We start from the raw sequence: 14920 nt of genomic DNA on the forward strand, positions 1-14920 counted from the left end.
TTGTACATAGGCAGCACAACCCAACTACATGAATTAAAACTGCAACGAAAACAAAAAAAGCCCCACCGCCAAAAGGCAGCAGGGCTGGTTGCAAAAATTAGGTTGTTTTTGTTGATTGGTTGCAATCACACAATCTACTTAAGCAGCCGCATCGCAATAACGTTATTAAGCCAGTTTAATTCACTATTAGTGATCGTTCGTTTCTGCACCTTTTCGAGCCATTTCTGGTCACTAATCACTTTCTTATCAAGTGCTTTGGCGATGTTGTTTTCGAGCATTTTCCATTCCGAATCAGACAATTTCATTTCTTCCTCATCCCCTTCCTTCAACCTTTTCAACTCATCTTGTATCAACGGAATAAACACAGTCTTTGCTGATGCAATACTATTGCCAACTCCCATAAAGTTAGTGCCAGGACATGTCTTGCTGCTCTTGCCAGCAATGTAGTCACCAAGGTACACACCAGACGCGCTATACCAAGCGTGGTACACGATTGTATTTGTACTTGGTACAATCTTTAGCCGCTCACATAAACAGGCGTACAGATGGATTGTAGCGTCTCTCTGAGCTTGCGTCATGGTATCGCCGCCTTTGTCAAAGTTGCCGATGATCTCGATGCACAATGCGCCTGTGTTAGCACCTGAGATGCCAGCTGGTGTTTTATTGAGGTCGCGGTCAAGACTTATTGCGATTTTTCCATCTTCAAACACAGTTATGTTTTGCCCTGTGGCCGACCATTTGTTGTTATTAACATGATGGTTACGCATGCCCTCTAAACACGTAAAATGGTCTTGCTGTGCCACGCCGTTAATCATCCGGCGCGTGGCATAGTTTGGCGCAGCAGTATGATGTACATGCAGCTTATTGATTGTACGAGCGATAGACTGGCCTTGCAGCCAGCCCCTAAACTCGCCTATGTCCATCAACAAAAAGTTACCCTTGCGTTGCATCACGCATCACCCTTTGTAGATTGCTTAACAAGCTGATGCCCATAAACGGCACACGCGCCTGTTATAACGCCCTGTATGATCGTCTCGACCGTCCAGCCTAACAAGCCGCAAGAGAGCAGCACAGCCGCTACAGTGACGATATAGACGATAGTCCAGTCAGGCACTTTAGGCGTTTTTTTGAGCGTGAAGCCAATCACCCAGCATGCCGCCAATACAATCAATAGTCTTGCTTCGATAAGTCCTTGTACAATATTCCAATCCATTGTTCATCATCCCTTCGTTATTCGTTATTTGATTACTAAAGCTAGTAAGGCCGCTACCACAGTTCCAATAATTGTGGTAGCTACCCAATAAATAATTTTGTCGATCTTATCAAGCCGTTTATGGGCTGATTTCGATTTTTCTAAAGCTTCTTTCGCCACATCGTCTGATACATCAAGCTTCTCTACGAGCTTATTTACACTGGCTGCCATGTCAGTAATCGCTTTTGTGCTATTTTCCTGCATAGCTTCCAAGCGCCCTACTTTTACATTGATGTCGTTTAACGCTTGCTCTTGATTCACTGCTCCACCCCCATTTAGGCAATAAAAAAAGACCTACTCTGTAGCGGTCTCGTCATCATCTGTATTTTGCTCTGGACTTTGCTCTGTAACGGTCGGGCTATCTCCCCATACGGCAAAGATTGCATTTTGCTGAGCTTCCGGCAGCTCTGCCTGCACCTCTAATCTACCTGATGCACTGTTTAGGTACGCTTTGCGGTGCGGCTCGCCAAGCAGATGCTCTACGCCTTCAACTTCGATGACCTTTTGCGTTTTTACGCTGACACTATGCTCACTAAGCATATCCAATGTGTATCTAGTAATCATGGTTGCGCCTCCTTAATCTATTAAGTATGAAAATTGAAAATCAAAACGGGATGTATTGGTTAGGTTAGTGCCCCTAATTGCCTTATAAATAGCTACAAAACTTGGGCCATTATATTTCAACTCCACGCTAGTTCCTCCCTGTATCACTTGAGCTCCAAATTGCGCCCCTTCGGGAACATCCAATCCGTGAACAATTCCAATGTTGAAACCGTAATACATCCCTAAAGAGGATGTATTTAATGCGACCTTATAAGGAAGCCCTTCAATTTTTACAATTCCTATGTCGCTAGTACCTTTGTTTGATATTGATACTGAGCAATGAATAGTAACCAATTTCCCTATTCTAGTATACGCCCCCAATCGATGGTTGTACGTAATTCCAGTTGCTGAACCAGCAATTAAGGTTGGTGTCCAAGTTCCTTGTTCGTAAAAGTCGGATTGATTTTTAGTGATCGCTTGCTTAACTCTAAGAGGTGTCATATCCGTTGCGTTGTCTGTGCCTGCTTCTGCTTGGGCTTGCGTGGCTATAGTTCTGTTCACCTGTGCGCCCGTTGCGATGCCGTTGAGTTTTGTTTTATCCGCTGCTGACATCAAACCATTAGCTGATGTTGTTACGACAGCCGTGGATGCTTTTGCATTCCAAGTTGATTTTTCAGCATCCGAAACAAAACGATTACTTGCATCCTGTGCAATAATGCTTGGTGGATGTGTTGCTGGATGCACATAGTTATTTGCCCCTGTTGCGATACCGTTAAGTTTCGTTACCATTGCAGCGCTCATAAGTCCATTTGCGCTTGTAGTGGCCACCCCAGGATTAGGTTGTGCTCCTGCTGCTATGCCATCTAATTTAGATTTATCAGTTGAGGACATTAAACCATCTTTCGATGATGTAGCATTTTCTTTATAAAATACTTCCTTCCACGCCCCCCAACTTCCATAATAATTTCTTTCAAAACATCTTAAATTATCATGGGCGTACGTTGTAAATCTTTGCACTACTCCTGCATGTCTTTCAATTCTTAAACTGAATGCTAAATTAACTGGTGTGTTTGATATATTTGCTACTTCGGCATTGCTATTATTATAAAAAATACCTTCAGTTGTATAAGTGTTTAAATCTGCGCCAGAAGGAATTTTTGTTGCGTTAACTTTACTATCTACATAGTCTAAGGATGCAATTTCTCTCCAATCTGTCCAATTTCCGCTAAAGGAACTTCTAATCAATAACCTTGTGTTGGTAGTGTTATTATACGATAAAGCTATCTGCCCTCTATTTCCTGTCTTACTTGAATAGAAATAGGTATATACATGCCAGTACATTCCACTACCTCCACCGGGACCATTTGCATGGTTAGTAACAATATAAGCCTCCTGGGTGGTATTTGGATCAGCAGAGCTTGTAGTTGCAACCATATTTGTTGCATAGTCTTTAGCTAAATTGAGTGCTTCATTCATGCGATCTCTAGCCCATGATGTAGTTGCTAATTGATTATCATTGCTTGTAGCTAAAGGTTTTGGAGCAGTTGGTATTCCCGCAAAAGTGGGAGAGTTATTATTTGGTAATTCAAACCATTCACTCCAAGTGTCCGAAGTAGTTGTAGTTTGTAGTCTATAAAATATATTATTACTACCACTACTGGATTGTGTTGGATATACAAACTGCATTATCCTACTAGATGTTGATTTTATAGTTTCAACTATGGCATAAGCATTATTCCAGCCATTAGCAGGTGTATTTATATGAAAAATGCTATATCCATTTGGATAAGAAGATGGTGGATCAGTTACAAGTTTTGCCGCAATAGCAGGAAATTTAGCATTAGATTCAGCATTATTTGCAGCTCTTTGAACGAATGCTGTTGTAGCTAATTGTGTTGTGTTTGTACCTTCTGCAGCAGTAGGAGCTGTCGGAATGCCTGTAAATGTAGGAGATTCTGATGAAGCAACTGTTCTCCAACCTCCCCACGCTCCAGTGGTAAGAAAACTACCAAATAAGAAAATACCTGTCATAGAAAAAGCATAAGCGTATATTCTCGAAGCTCCAAATTTTTCAAGATACAAAATTCCAGATACAAAACTAATGCCAAGAGCAGTGTTATTGTTTGAGTGTATTGACATATGAAGTTTACTTTTCTCTGGCATAGCCGCTGCTATATCCTGCATAGTGCTAGAACTATTTAGAGTAGAAGAAATTTCATTTACCGTGGTAAATATTTTCCATCCATTGTGTAACTCAGAATTAAGATTAACTTGAAGAATGCCGTCATTTATTGGGTCTGCAATCCAATCTCCCCATGTTCCATCAACCCCAACTCGAACCCAGCTCCTTACACCGGTTGCTTGTGTTACTCGTTGAATTGTTCTATTTGTAGCATCCACAAGTCTAAAAACCTCTAACAAACCTTCTACAAAACCTACGGGTTTATTTGTGGCGGTAGAATTGCAATAGTAGATTCTAGTTACTGTATTTAAATTATTTAAGTCACCTGAATACCTTGAAAGCGTACCGTTATCGAGCGTCAGCTTATTCATCTGAGCTGCGGCAACTGCCGCATAATAACTTCCATGTTGTCCGTCTAAAAGGTCGGCATTCAAGTTAGTTTGTAGCGTCCCGTTCTTATCTGCTTTGGCAGTCCAGTTAGTACGCTCGGCGGCAGTGACGTGTATAGTCGTATCATCCATATGGGCTTTTGCTGCCTCTAAATTAGTCGCTGGCACACTGTACCAATTGGTTTTTCCGATGATAACCCGAATCATAAAAGCCAAATAACCTAACAGTGTAGTGAGTTTACCTGTGGTCGCCCTCGGTTGATTGGTATCGTTTATCGTGCGATCACCGATTTTTTCGTCAGTGGCGCTTCCAGGACCAGATGCAGCGTCAATCTTATCCCAGTTGTCATTTAGCATTGTTTCGATGTTAAATGTATCATTAGCGTCCGCAACTGGGTCTTTCTTTAACAAATCCAAATTCGGTGTATGACTAGCCATTGCTTACACCTCCTGCAAATTTATCTAATGTTGTGCTGTCCATCTGTGCAATTGTCATAGCCTGTACCTCTTTTATAAGCAGATAGCGGAAACTAAAAGATATTTTAAGGTGTGCTGGTATCGCAGCTTCTAGCGCTTCTTGTAAATCTGGAATGTTTTCGGGCGTGCCTAGTCCACTAGTAAATTTAATTTTAATAGTGGATTCACTAAAGCCAACCTCTACATTTCCGTTTGTCCAGCTGTCCGATATAACCTTAATTTCCTCTGCACCAATTTTCCCGCTGTCTCCTCGCATTTTTGCTAGTATAACAGCTCTACGGTCTGCTAATGACTTAGACAAATCGGTCGGTATTCCAAGTTCGTATTCATACAGCGGAATCGCCCATGTGGCTTTTTGGATGTCAATTTGCTCCTGATATACGACAATTTCTTTGTCCGTATCATCAAGTTTTTTTCCTACGCTTCCGGCCATATCATTTACAAATGGATCGCTGCGCAATATTTTGTGTAGCGATCTTATAATCTGCTCTTTACGCAATTGTCACACCACCTAAAACAGCAACCTGTTTGTCTCCTATGCTAACGTTATTGGTCGTGTTGTTAATTTTTAGGTTGCTATAATCCAGCACTCCCTCGCAGTTGTATATGACATTACCAACGGCTGCATAGCTGACATAATTAGATTCAAACGCGATTGATTTTAGGTAATCAGTTAATGCTCGTACTACTAAGTCATGTACCTGTGCATCTGTGTAGTTGCTGTCCTTACTTATTGTCACTGATACGTTGATGGATAATGCTACAGCGCTCTCGACATAACAAAAAGCCCCTATTGGAGCTTGACCGTATCCTAATCCCTCGCTGTTAGGGTCAATATAGTCTTGTACTGCTGCGACTAATGCGGCGCTTGCTGGCTGTTTGTTTTGATCGATAATGACTAATGTTACGGTGTTATCTCCTCTCGACAACGGGTACACTTTAACGCCGCCTACGCCTGCGACAGAAGTCGCCCACTGCTTATAATGGTTAACATTACCGCTGGTCGCTGGCGTGCGTACAGCCAAGTAATAACGCTCGCGCAAGCTGTCATCCGACTCAGCTGCAAAGCCATCGTAGGTAGGTGCTGGATTGGTCACTGATGTTATGCCGGACAACGTTACAGGCATTTGTGTGATTTGATTAGCCCCAACATTACCAATCTCACCAGCCAATACAGCGGCTATTGCAACAGTTCCGCTGCCGCTGATTACTTTAGTTTCAGTCGCTTGAAATTGTATTCCGGAATCCGTCTCGAATAGGTCGCCTTTATTAATTGTTCCACTACCAGTAACTAACAGTGTGCCAATTGCATGTGTTGCAGGGTTACGCTCAATCCCTTTGCGTTGGTATACATAGGTAGCGAGTAGCGCCCCTGTGAGCTTGTCAACGTCATACAATGTCTTTAGTCTCTCAAACTCGCTGTCATAATCGCTCATTACTATGGCAAATGCTTTGAGTAGATCGTACACAATATAGCCCGCTGACTTATCGTATGCGTCACTAATATTGTCTAAAAGCTGTTGTAATAGCTCATCCACTAAACAGCACCTCACTTTCCAGCCCTTCGATCAGGCTTCCGTTGACTGTCTGTACGCTGAAGGTTATTACAGCTTTATTGTCCTGGCGCTCGAAATTAAAATCATCAACAGATACAATCTCGCTGTGTTTTGTAAGCTGCTCCTCTACCTGTCGGCGTACCTCACTGCTTATGGTGCTGATCGGAAGATCCTTGCGCCCGATAAATTGACTGATGCTAAGTCCAAAATCAATATCGCCGTATACTTTATATTTCCCCTGCTCGCTAAGCAGCACCATGTCAATCCATTGTTTGATTGCATCCTCATACGATGCACCAACAGGTTTTCCCGATGCAAAAACAAATTTTCGTTGCTCAAAATCAAACTTCAAAACATATCCTAATCCCTGTTGTTGGCTGCCTTCTTTATCTGGCTCGTAGTTTACCACTGGAAACATGTCATTCACCCGCCTTATCGATCAGGGCATATTTTTGCCCACTCGAATCTGGTATTAATATGACCTCATCGCCAATGGCTAAAGGCTTTGGAACAGGCGTATGATACTCATTTGCTTGATGAGTGTGCTTAAAATAAAGCTGATTGGCAATAAATAAATCCTCTTTATCTAGCAAAATATCGTCGCCAACGGCTACGGTGATATTGGGTAATGGTTTAATTACCTTGCCAACAATAAAGCCTGCAGCAATGGGTTTGTTTTTGCTATCGTTAAACATTTTGACCATTTCTAGTTCCCATGCTTCCATCACCTCACCCCTTTCAACTCGACAGCAACTTTGTGTATACCGTTGCTGATGGTATGGCTGGCGCTCATAATTAAGTATTTACCAACCATTTCTATATTCGGCTCATTTAATTCAATTGTTCTTCCAGCCCGCACGTCGTCATGACCTAGCAGCTCACATGACACGCTCTCATTAACTTTATTGAGTTCGGTGAGCGTTGTTTTTGCGATGTTTCGAGCTTGGGCGCGGTTTTTATCGTCCACCGTTACAACCTCGGTTAGCAGGCCGTATTTAGCAATGCTGCTGGCATCCTGTAATGTTGTATATACCTTTGTCCGATCATCACCGTCAGCAACGACGATAACATTGTTTTTCATATCCTCTATGCTTCTTTCCACACTTGGATTGCTCACTGTTTTGGCAATCGGAAAGGAATAGGTGTTACCGCTCAGCTTAATATAAGGGTTAATTAGCAGCTCACTTTGCCGCTCAATGACTAAAGTATCTTTATCCATTTCCATGCGGTGCTGCTGCCCTGTTTCTTGGCGCACTTGGTCGAGTATATCTAAAATAATGTCGCTCACCGTCTGATCTTTATAAATCTTCTTGATGAGCGTATTCATTTTTGCGATACGATGCTTCACACCAAACTTATCTAACAATTTTCCTATAGCATCCGAAGCGGAAGCTTTTTTGAACTGTATGATTGTCTCATTTTTGTTGAGATACCAAGCGCGATCAAAGGCAGTTACAGTCAAATTGTTTTGTCCATCTCTTGATGTTGTCACCACTACAAAATAATTAAGCGGCTGTTTATTGCTCAGTAAAATGAGCTGGTCGCCAGTCTCAACACTATAAGCACCTCTAGCCATATCAAAGCTTAGTTCCACCCCTAATGCATCGATATGGCTAGACCAAGTTATATTGCTGCATGCATTCGTAATGTTAGTTTGCAGCTTGCCTTTTGCAAGAATGATTTCATGTGCCATGTCCTCACCTCAAAAACACAAACTCTTTAAGAGTTAGTGTGTATGGTATATCGCCAGCTCGATCAACCCCATATTCAAACGACTCAACCAAGCAGGCCATGTTCAGCATTTCTATGTTATCGGCGGTAATGATTAAGCGTATCGGATTTTTACTATTGGCCCACTTATTAATCTTGTTGACACATGCCCATCCTTTTTCTTTAGATTTTGCAAATGCATAATCTTTGGTCGGGAAAAATGATGTGAGTGTTGCAACTTTGAGATCGCGATTGCCAGCGATATTAAGCTTGCCTACTCCGTTCGCGCTGCTAAACAGCTCATATTCCTCGTTCATGCGAACGTTTATCGGAATCATAAGCTCTGCTGGAAGGATAGGCAGCACTAATGATTCCGCGAAATTGTTATATGCCAGTACAATGTCCATCCTATCCCTCCTATACGTTACCTATTGCCGCATTACCTAATGCCAATTTTAGTTTAGCGGCAGCCGCTGTCATGATACGGTTGACATACTCCTCGTCCCCTATCACATTCCCTTGAATAATAATGTTTATATTTGTTTCGCCCTTGCTGTTGTCAATAAGTTGCTGCGATTTATCCGAAGGAATGACTTGTGTTCCGTTCGGTAGGTTTAAAATCTCGCCGCCGTTGCGCTCATTGATACGTGCCAAGCCGCCAGTAAAGTATGGTGTACCAAGTCCGAAGTTAGGTATGCGAGGAATATTAAATCCAAATTTATCCGATCCAATAAACTCTTGAGCAAATTCAGGGATTGGAATACTGAACCCATTGATCTTGTCGATCACGATATTGACTAGATCAATAACCCCATTCAACGGTGCTTTAGCATAAGTCTTGATCATACTAAATGTGCTGCTAAATGCCTGCACAATGCTATCCCATGCACCTTTCCAGTCACCCTTAAAGACTGATTTTACGAAGTTTACAATGTTTCCGAATATATCTTTCATGCTTTTATACATATCTTCTACGGAAGATAATAGCCCTTGCCCGAACGGAAACGAGCTTAACCAGTTTTTGATATTGGTTATCTTTTCCGTGATGGACGATTTTAATTTGTCTATGGCTTCGCCCGCTTTGGTAGGGATCGACTTGAAAAATCCGATAACGGCATCGATTGGGGCTTTAGCTTTGTCTTTTAACTTCCCTAGCGTCGCATCGAATATTTGAGTTATTCCGCTCCATGCTCCCTTCCAATCGCCTTTAAATACAGATTTAATGAATTTGGTGATTCCACCAAATATATTTTTGGCATTCTCGACCGACTCTTTAAATCCCTTTACGATTGACTGGCCTAACGGAAACGAATTTAACCAATCCTCTATTGCTTGCACTTTGTTCATTACGGATTCTTTTAAATTGTCGAAGGCTTCGCCTGCTTTTTCGGGAATGGATTTAAAAAAACCAGCAATTGCATCTATAGGAGCTTTCACTTTGTCTTTTAATTTCCCGATTGTCGCATCAGAAATTTGAGTCAGCCCTTCCCATGCTCCCTTCCAATCGCCTTTAAAAACTGACTTAAAAAATTGGGTTATGCCGCCAAAGATTTCCTTCGCATTTTCTACCGATTCCTTAAACCCCTTTACGATTGACTGGCCTAGTGGGAATGAATTAAGCCAGTCCTCAACGCCTTTAACCTTCTCCATGACGGATTCTTTCATGTCATTAAAAGCGCCTGATACTTTATCTCTAATGCCACCAAATATGTTTGATACCCAATCCTTGATTCCACCCCAAGCATTCTTTATGCCATCCCAAAGAGCCGCTGCCTTTTCTTTTACTACATCCCAGTTTTGCCAAAGGGCTACGCCTGCAGCGACAACTAGGCCGATGATTGTCGCAACCCAACCAAATGGGGAAGCTTTTGTAGCGATATTTAAAGCAATCTGCGCAACGGTCATGACTTTGGTTGCAGCTGTCCAAGCCTTATACAATTTGCTGATCGTACCTATCACCTTTTGAGCTGCGATTGCAGATGTTAAGCCTACGACAACCGGTACTAACCAACCAGCATTGTCTTTTGCCCAACTAATCGCTTTACCAAAGCCATCTAAAACTTTAGCGCCTTGAGTAAAAGCCTTATCTATAGCGGATTCTATCGCTGGCCCTTGATTTTTAAACCATTCGCCAAACTCGGATAGCTTTGGCAACACCCTATCAGCAATAGGAATGAGTACGTTAGTTTCAACAAGCCTTCCGATTCCTTGGAAAGCTTGTGTTGCATCGTTATATTTGATCTTGTTTATCTCGCCCATCGTATCTTTTGTCATATCGAATTGATTGCGAGCTGTTCCAAGTGCAGCTATTACATCGGCTTCCATATCCTCAAACTGCGTGCCAAATAGAGCTACGCCTATTGTGCTCTTTTCGATTGGGTCTTTGATGTTACTTAATTTATCAATGACCATCTGCATGGCGTCCTTGCCTTGTATAGCGCCGCTCGCTAGATCATCTAATATGTTTTGCCCATCACCCATAATGGATTGCAGCGTTGTAAAGGTATCGTTTGCCGACTTACCGCCTTTTTGCAAGTTTTTGACCATTTGTGTAGCAGTTTCTGCTCCTACTTTTTTGGTCAACTCCATATACTCCGCTGACTTTACACCGCCTTTGGTGAGAGCATCAGTCCACTCCACTATGTCATCCGGCGCAAATAGCTGCGCAAGGGCTTCATTCGTAAGCTTGCTATCGTCTTTAATACGAATCCCAAACTCTTTTACTGCATCCCCGACCTTATCAAGATTAAATGCCCCTGTCTCTAGCCCCGCTGCAAACTGATCAAACATTTCATTTGCGCTATAGCCTAACGTTTTATAATAAACGCTGTACTCATTCGCGGTATCCAGCAGCTCGTCCGACTTATTCAATCCTTTTTGCGCGCCTTGAGATAACAAATTGAATGATTGCTCGGATGTAATGCCGAAGTTTTTCATCATCGTATCAGCGGCCTTGACGGATTGTGTAACATCCTCGCCAAAAACATCACGATAAGTAACAGCCATAGCCGTTGTTTGCTTTAACTCTTCCCCTACTTGTCCTGTCACTTGCTTAGCGGTAGTCATAGCAGTGGCTAAATCATTCCAGGATTCGCCCATGTTCTGCTTGTAAAGATCGGTTATCTGCTCTTTCATTTCCGCTGTCTCAGCGGCTGTAGCACCCGTAGCGGCTTGCAAATTAGTAAGTGAGGATTGATAATCCTTAACAAACTGAATCCCCTCACTGATCTTGCTAGCGGCTTGCTGTACACCTATAAATGCTGCCGCTGCAACTCCAGCCTTTTTAGCAACAGATGTAAAGCTGTTTGAAGCAGATTTTTTGAAGTTGCTCATATGATGATCGAGCTTCTTCATTTGCTTGGATTGATCTTTGGTTAGGTTTGCAGTTTTTTTGAACTTACTACTAAAGTTGTCTTTGAGGTTGAGGATTGTATTTATTGACTTCGATCGTGCCACTTTGTTTTCTCCCCCTCACATCACGCAAAAAAGAGAGGGCATTTATTTGCCCCCTCCAAACATTGCTTTATAACGCTCTGCTTCGCGTTCATGCTCTCTTACCATGCATGCAAAATAGAACGACTTTTCTGTTTCACTCAAATTCACCAATCGCGCATGATCATGACCTCTGAGCAAAAAATACTCAATCAATTGCAGCTCAGCGTCATGCGCTATTAGTTTTTTACATCTTCAGTAAGATCAGGCTTCGCGAATCCAGAAAGCTCCATGATTTCAACTGCCAGCTCACTAATTTCCCACGGCTCTAATACTTCATTGACAGCATCTACAGGATCACCATCACCTATAAAGTCGGGATGCTGGAACAAAGGAACTCCATGGTAGACAGCAAGTGAATTTGCATACATTTTTTCAGCTGTTGAGTCGCCGTTTGTATCACTTATCTTGTAGAGGATATTACGTTTTACCGACTGCAGCACAATCTCTGCTTCAAGAGATTGAACATATACCTCTTTTGATTTTACCTCTTGCGTTTCCTTTGCGGCTTTCTTTTGCAGCAATGCTGCAAGTGTTAGCTTAGTGTTTTTATTAGTTTTGTTTGTCATGATTCAACTTCTCCTTTTATATAAAATGAATTACATTACTTCCGGAAAATCGATATCAGCAAATGAGAATGGAATAGATTCCTCTGCAATTGATTTTGCTTCACTATTAGCACCAAACTCGCTGAATGTGATACCTGTGATAACAGCCCTCTCAGCCTTCCCTGTCGCCTTATTGCCCATTTTTGTGGTAATAACTACATCTGGCATGATGCCTGATTTAATGGCATCCCGAAGCAATTTAATACCGCGCGACTGTACTTTATTAAAGGTAAGAGTGCCTTCACCTGTATAGCCTTGAAATTTTTTGTACGTTCGGTGGTCGCCCAGGTAATTGACATCTGCAAAATCAAGAGATACCTTCCATTCAAAACTCTTAATATCTTCAAGAAGCTCTCCATTAAGCCACACAAAACAATCATTACCGCTGATTACTCCATTTGTTTTATCTAATGCCATAGTCCTTACCCTCCTATTGCAGCTCTACGCCAAATTTAAAATCTTCCATCGCATCAGGGCATTTTATATAGCCAGCTAGAAATACATGGCTGCCGAACGGATTATTTTTGACGGTTTGATCATCCCAATCCTCGGCCTGTGTTTTGCCAGCAGCGAGCCAAGCATTTCGCTGTGTATCAACATCAACGTCGGCGATGTTTGTAAAAGATGAATCCAGTACACCATCAGCAGCAAGTGTTGCAAAATAGCCGTTGATCGCGCTAATAAGCAAAATTTGATTGTCATAAGTGTTTTTGTATCGACCAATGTACGAATCCTTAAACGCTGAAGCAATGTCCTCTTTGATTTGATCGAGGGTTTCTACAATTAGGATTTTTCTAAAATCCTCGCTTATGGTTGCGGTAAATGTTTTGAGACTATTAATACCTCGCCCAATGCGTACCGTTTCCTCATCATTAAACAGGACAAATTCACCGTTGTTAATTGCAGCATTTACATCTGCTGGCTCTACAACGCTGCTTAAATCGTCAAATGCAATATAAGTGCTGGATCTTGTTAGCGGCAGCCCTGCTAATGTACCAAGCAACCGCGCTACAAATTTTTCACCTGTTACTGTTCTGCCATCGCTGTACGTAACAGCTTCATTCGTGTAGTTAACGATATGCATAGAATCTGGTGAAGTAATCTTATGAACAATAGCCTTAATTGACTTACCAGCGGTTTCTTGCTCCTTTACGTAAGCAGCTAGTTCAATCTGCTCTCCTTCATTCCCCTCTGCTAACCCGATCCAGTTATATTTTCGACTGCCAATCACTGCAATCGCATCGGCTATCACAGAGTCGCTTACTGTCGGCACACAGGCCACAATCACCTTTGCTGCCCCGCCAATCAATACATCTTTGATGTACTGTGTGTTTTCGGGCGTATACAAGCCGCTGCTGATTGAAGTAACGCTTTTATATTCAGCCACAGTAGCGGATGTATCTCCTTGCGTATCATCCTTTACAATCAGCGCTACAATCCCGCGCTGGCTACGTGCAATAATCGATGCTGCCAGCTTTTTAAATACAATCTCAATCGTTGGCAATCCAATTGTCATTGTGTTATCCCTCTTTTCTCACTTTCACTTTTAGGTGCTCCATCATTTCGCTGCCCGCTCCGCTATCTTGATCAGCTCGCTCAAGCAGATAAATCGAAAAGCTAGTCTGCAGCACGCCATCCGTTACAATACTGTCTACCTCATCGGGAAAAACATAGAAGCTTTCCGTTATCACAAATGGATTTCGGAAAGCTTCTTCTAATGTTTCTTGTTTTTCGAGTAATTCAATTTCATATTCATATCGATCACTCGGAAAATAAAAAATTGTGACCTCAATGTTACGTTCGCGCTGATTACCAATGCTAGTTGCCGTTTTCACGTCAACAAATTCAACAAAAAGGGAAGGTCGATCAAACCCTTCCTCTATGTCATTGCTTTGTATTGGTACTTCTGGCATTAGATGTGTAAGCTTGTGACAAATCGCCTGCATGACTTGCGATAAAGTGATCATGTCTTACATCTCCTCAAGCAGTTCATCAATAAACTGCTCAGCATCTTTGACGTATTGTGCTTCAAATTCTTTTTCGGTCTGCTGAAATACTTTCTTTCCTCTTGCAAACCCTACTTCTTTGCCATTCCTTATGATTCTGTGCCCATCCTCAATTAAATGAGCATGTGGAGCAGAATTGTATACTCGTATGGATTGATCTCCGGCAAAGATATAGACTTTCCCGCGCTTGATACCTTTAATGTAGTTTCCTGTATACTGTTTCACTTCCAGTTTAGCGCGCTTAATTGTTAAGTTTTTTAGCTTATTGCCTTCACGCATTAAGAATCTGCGCGTTTCCCTCGGAACAGTTCTCTCGGCAAATTCAAGCATATCTTTTGCAAAATCATCCAGCTCGCGCAAGTCAAAATCGCTCATTCAATCACTTCCTCAACCCAAATATCCATTCGGGTGTTGCTCATGTACGGATCAGATACATATTTAACATCAAAGCGTCTACCCCTGTACTTTAAATACATGTCGTTTTTGATCATTTTCGCTGAATTAAAACGACAAACTACTTTGTGCGTGCACCTTACAAGTATCGTTTCGGCGGGTCTATTTTGCATACTGTTTGTTTGAGGTATAAAATCGCACCACAAATCTTTAATTTTTTTATCTTCTTTTGTATTTTTTCCTAAAGAATTTGTGCTGCCGCCTTTCTTCCCCCAAACCTCAACTTTATGCTTTAATTTTCCTGCATCCATA

The 14920-nt window shown here is 42.0% G+C and carries 18 protein-coding genes; all 18 read right to left on the reverse strand.

The annotated features are described in order from the left end of the window. Positions 1-134 precede the first annotated feature (134 nt). The gene (locus KJS52_RS16820) at positions 135-950 is read right to left on the reverse strand and encodes a peptidoglycan recognition protein family protein (RefSeq protein WP_213517395.1); all 816 of its coding nucleotides are present in this window, start codon (positions 948-950) and stop codon (positions 135-137) included. Beyond that, a complete protein-coding gene (locus KJS52_RS16825) occupies positions 950-1213 on the reverse strand; it encodes a phage holin family protein (protein WP_213517397.1) in 264 nt (87 codons plus the stop codon). The genes KJS52_RS16820 and KJS52_RS16825 overlap by 1 nt, the downstream gene beginning before the upstream one ends. A gap of 24 nt (positions 1214-1237) precedes the next feature. Continuing rightward, complete coding sequence (locus tag KJS52_RS16830; protein ID WP_246563680.1) at positions 1238-1513, reverse strand: hemolysin XhlA family protein; 276 nt, start codon at positions 1511-1513, stop codon at positions 1238-1240. Positions 1514-1546: 33 nt separating this feature from the next. Next, entirely contained in the window at positions 1547-1816 is a 270-nt protein-coding gene (locus KJS52_RS16835; RefSeq protein ID WP_213517399.1) for a hypothetical protein, read from the reverse strand. Between the two features lie 12 nt (positions 1817-1828). Then, on the reverse strand, positions 1829-4804 hold the full coding sequence (locus tag KJS52_RS16840; protein WP_213517639.1) for a pyocin knob domain-containing protein: 2976 nt from the start codon (positions 4802-4804) through the stop codon (positions 1829-1831). Beyond that, positions 4797-5342: a putative phage tail protein gene (locus KJS52_RS16845; RefSeq protein ID WP_213517401.1), complete on the reverse strand. Its 546-nt coding sequence runs from the start codon at positions 5340-5342 to the stop codon at positions 4797-4799. The genes KJS52_RS16840 and KJS52_RS16845 overlap by 8 nt, the downstream gene beginning before the upstream one ends. Then, the gene (locus KJS52_RS16850; protein ID WP_213517403.1) at positions 5335-6381 is read right to left on the reverse strand and encodes a baseplate J/gp47 family protein; all 1047 of its coding nucleotides are present in this window, start codon (positions 6379-6381) and stop codon (positions 5335-5337) included. Before KJS52_RS16850 ends, KJS52_RS16845 begins: the two co-directional genes overlap by 8 nt. Further along, positions 6374-6817, reverse strand: coding sequence for a DUF2634 domain-containing protein (locus KJS52_RS16855; protein ID WP_213517405.1), 444 nt, complete (start codon positions 6815-6817; stop codon positions 6374-6376). Before KJS52_RS16855 ends, KJS52_RS16850 begins: the two co-directional genes overlap by 8 nt. A gap of 1 nt (position 6818) precedes the next feature. After that, a complete protein-coding gene (locus KJS52_RS16860; RefSeq protein WP_213517407.1) occupies positions 6819-7124 on the reverse strand; it encodes a DUF2577 family protein in 306 nt (101 codons plus the stop codon). Continuing rightward, positions 7124-8092: an XkdQ/YqbQ family protein gene (locus KJS52_RS16865; protein WP_444980914.1), complete on the reverse strand. Its 969-nt coding sequence runs from the start codon at positions 8090-8092 to the stop codon at positions 7124-7126. The genes KJS52_RS16860 and KJS52_RS16865 overlap by 1 nt, the downstream gene beginning before the upstream one ends. 4 nt (positions 8093-8096) lie before the next feature. After that, positions 8097-8516, reverse strand: a complete 420-nt coding sequence (locus KJS52_RS16870) for a hypothetical protein (protein WP_213517411.1) — start codon at positions 8514-8516, stop codon at positions 8097-8099. Between the two features lie 10 nt (positions 8517-8526). Continuing rightward, complete coding sequence (locus tag KJS52_RS16875) at positions 8527-11565, reverse strand: phage tail tape measure protein (RefSeq protein ID WP_213517413.1); 3039 nt, start codon at positions 11563-11565, stop codon at positions 8527-8529. A 215-nt stretch (positions 11566-11780) separates the two neighbouring features. After that, positions 11781-12170 (reverse strand): hypothetical protein, encoded by a 390-nt coding sequence (locus tag KJS52_RS16880; protein WP_213517415.1) that lies wholly within the window; start codon positions 12168-12170, stop codon positions 11781-11783. A 30-nt stretch (positions 12171-12200) separates the two neighbouring features. Further along, the gene (locus KJS52_RS16885) at positions 12201-12626 is read right to left on the reverse strand and encodes a phage tail tube protein (RefSeq protein WP_213517417.1); all 426 of its coding nucleotides are present in this window, start codon (positions 12624-12626) and stop codon (positions 12201-12203) included. A gap of 13 nt (positions 12627-12639) precedes the next feature. Further along, complete coding sequence (locus KJS52_RS16890) at positions 12640-13725, reverse strand: phage tail sheath C-terminal domain-containing protein (protein WP_213517419.1); 1086 nt, start codon at positions 13723-13725, stop codon at positions 12640-12642. 4 nt (positions 13726-13729) lie between these two features. Next, positions 13730-14176 (reverse strand): phage tail terminator family protein, encoded by a 447-nt coding sequence (locus tag KJS52_RS16895; RefSeq protein WP_213517421.1) that lies wholly within the window; start codon positions 14174-14176, stop codon positions 13730-13732. Positions 14177-14179: 3 nt separating this feature from the next. Next, the gene (locus KJS52_RS16900; protein WP_213517423.1) at positions 14180-14590 is read right to left on the reverse strand and encodes an HK97 gp10 family phage protein; all 411 of its coding nucleotides are present in this window, start codon (positions 14588-14590) and stop codon (positions 14180-14182) included. Beyond that, complete coding sequence (locus tag KJS52_RS16905; protein ID WP_213517425.1) at positions 14587-14919, reverse strand: phage head closure protein; 333 nt, start codon at positions 14917-14919, stop codon at positions 14587-14589. Before KJS52_RS16905 ends, KJS52_RS16900 begins: the two co-directional genes overlap by 4 nt. Position 14920: the final 1 nt, after the last annotated feature.

This window comes from Paenibacillus montaniterrae, assembly GCF_018403185.1.
GTDB classification, from domain to species: Bacteria; Bacillota; Bacilli; order Paenibacillales; family Paenibacillaceae; genus Pristimantibacillus; species Pristimantibacillus montaniterrae.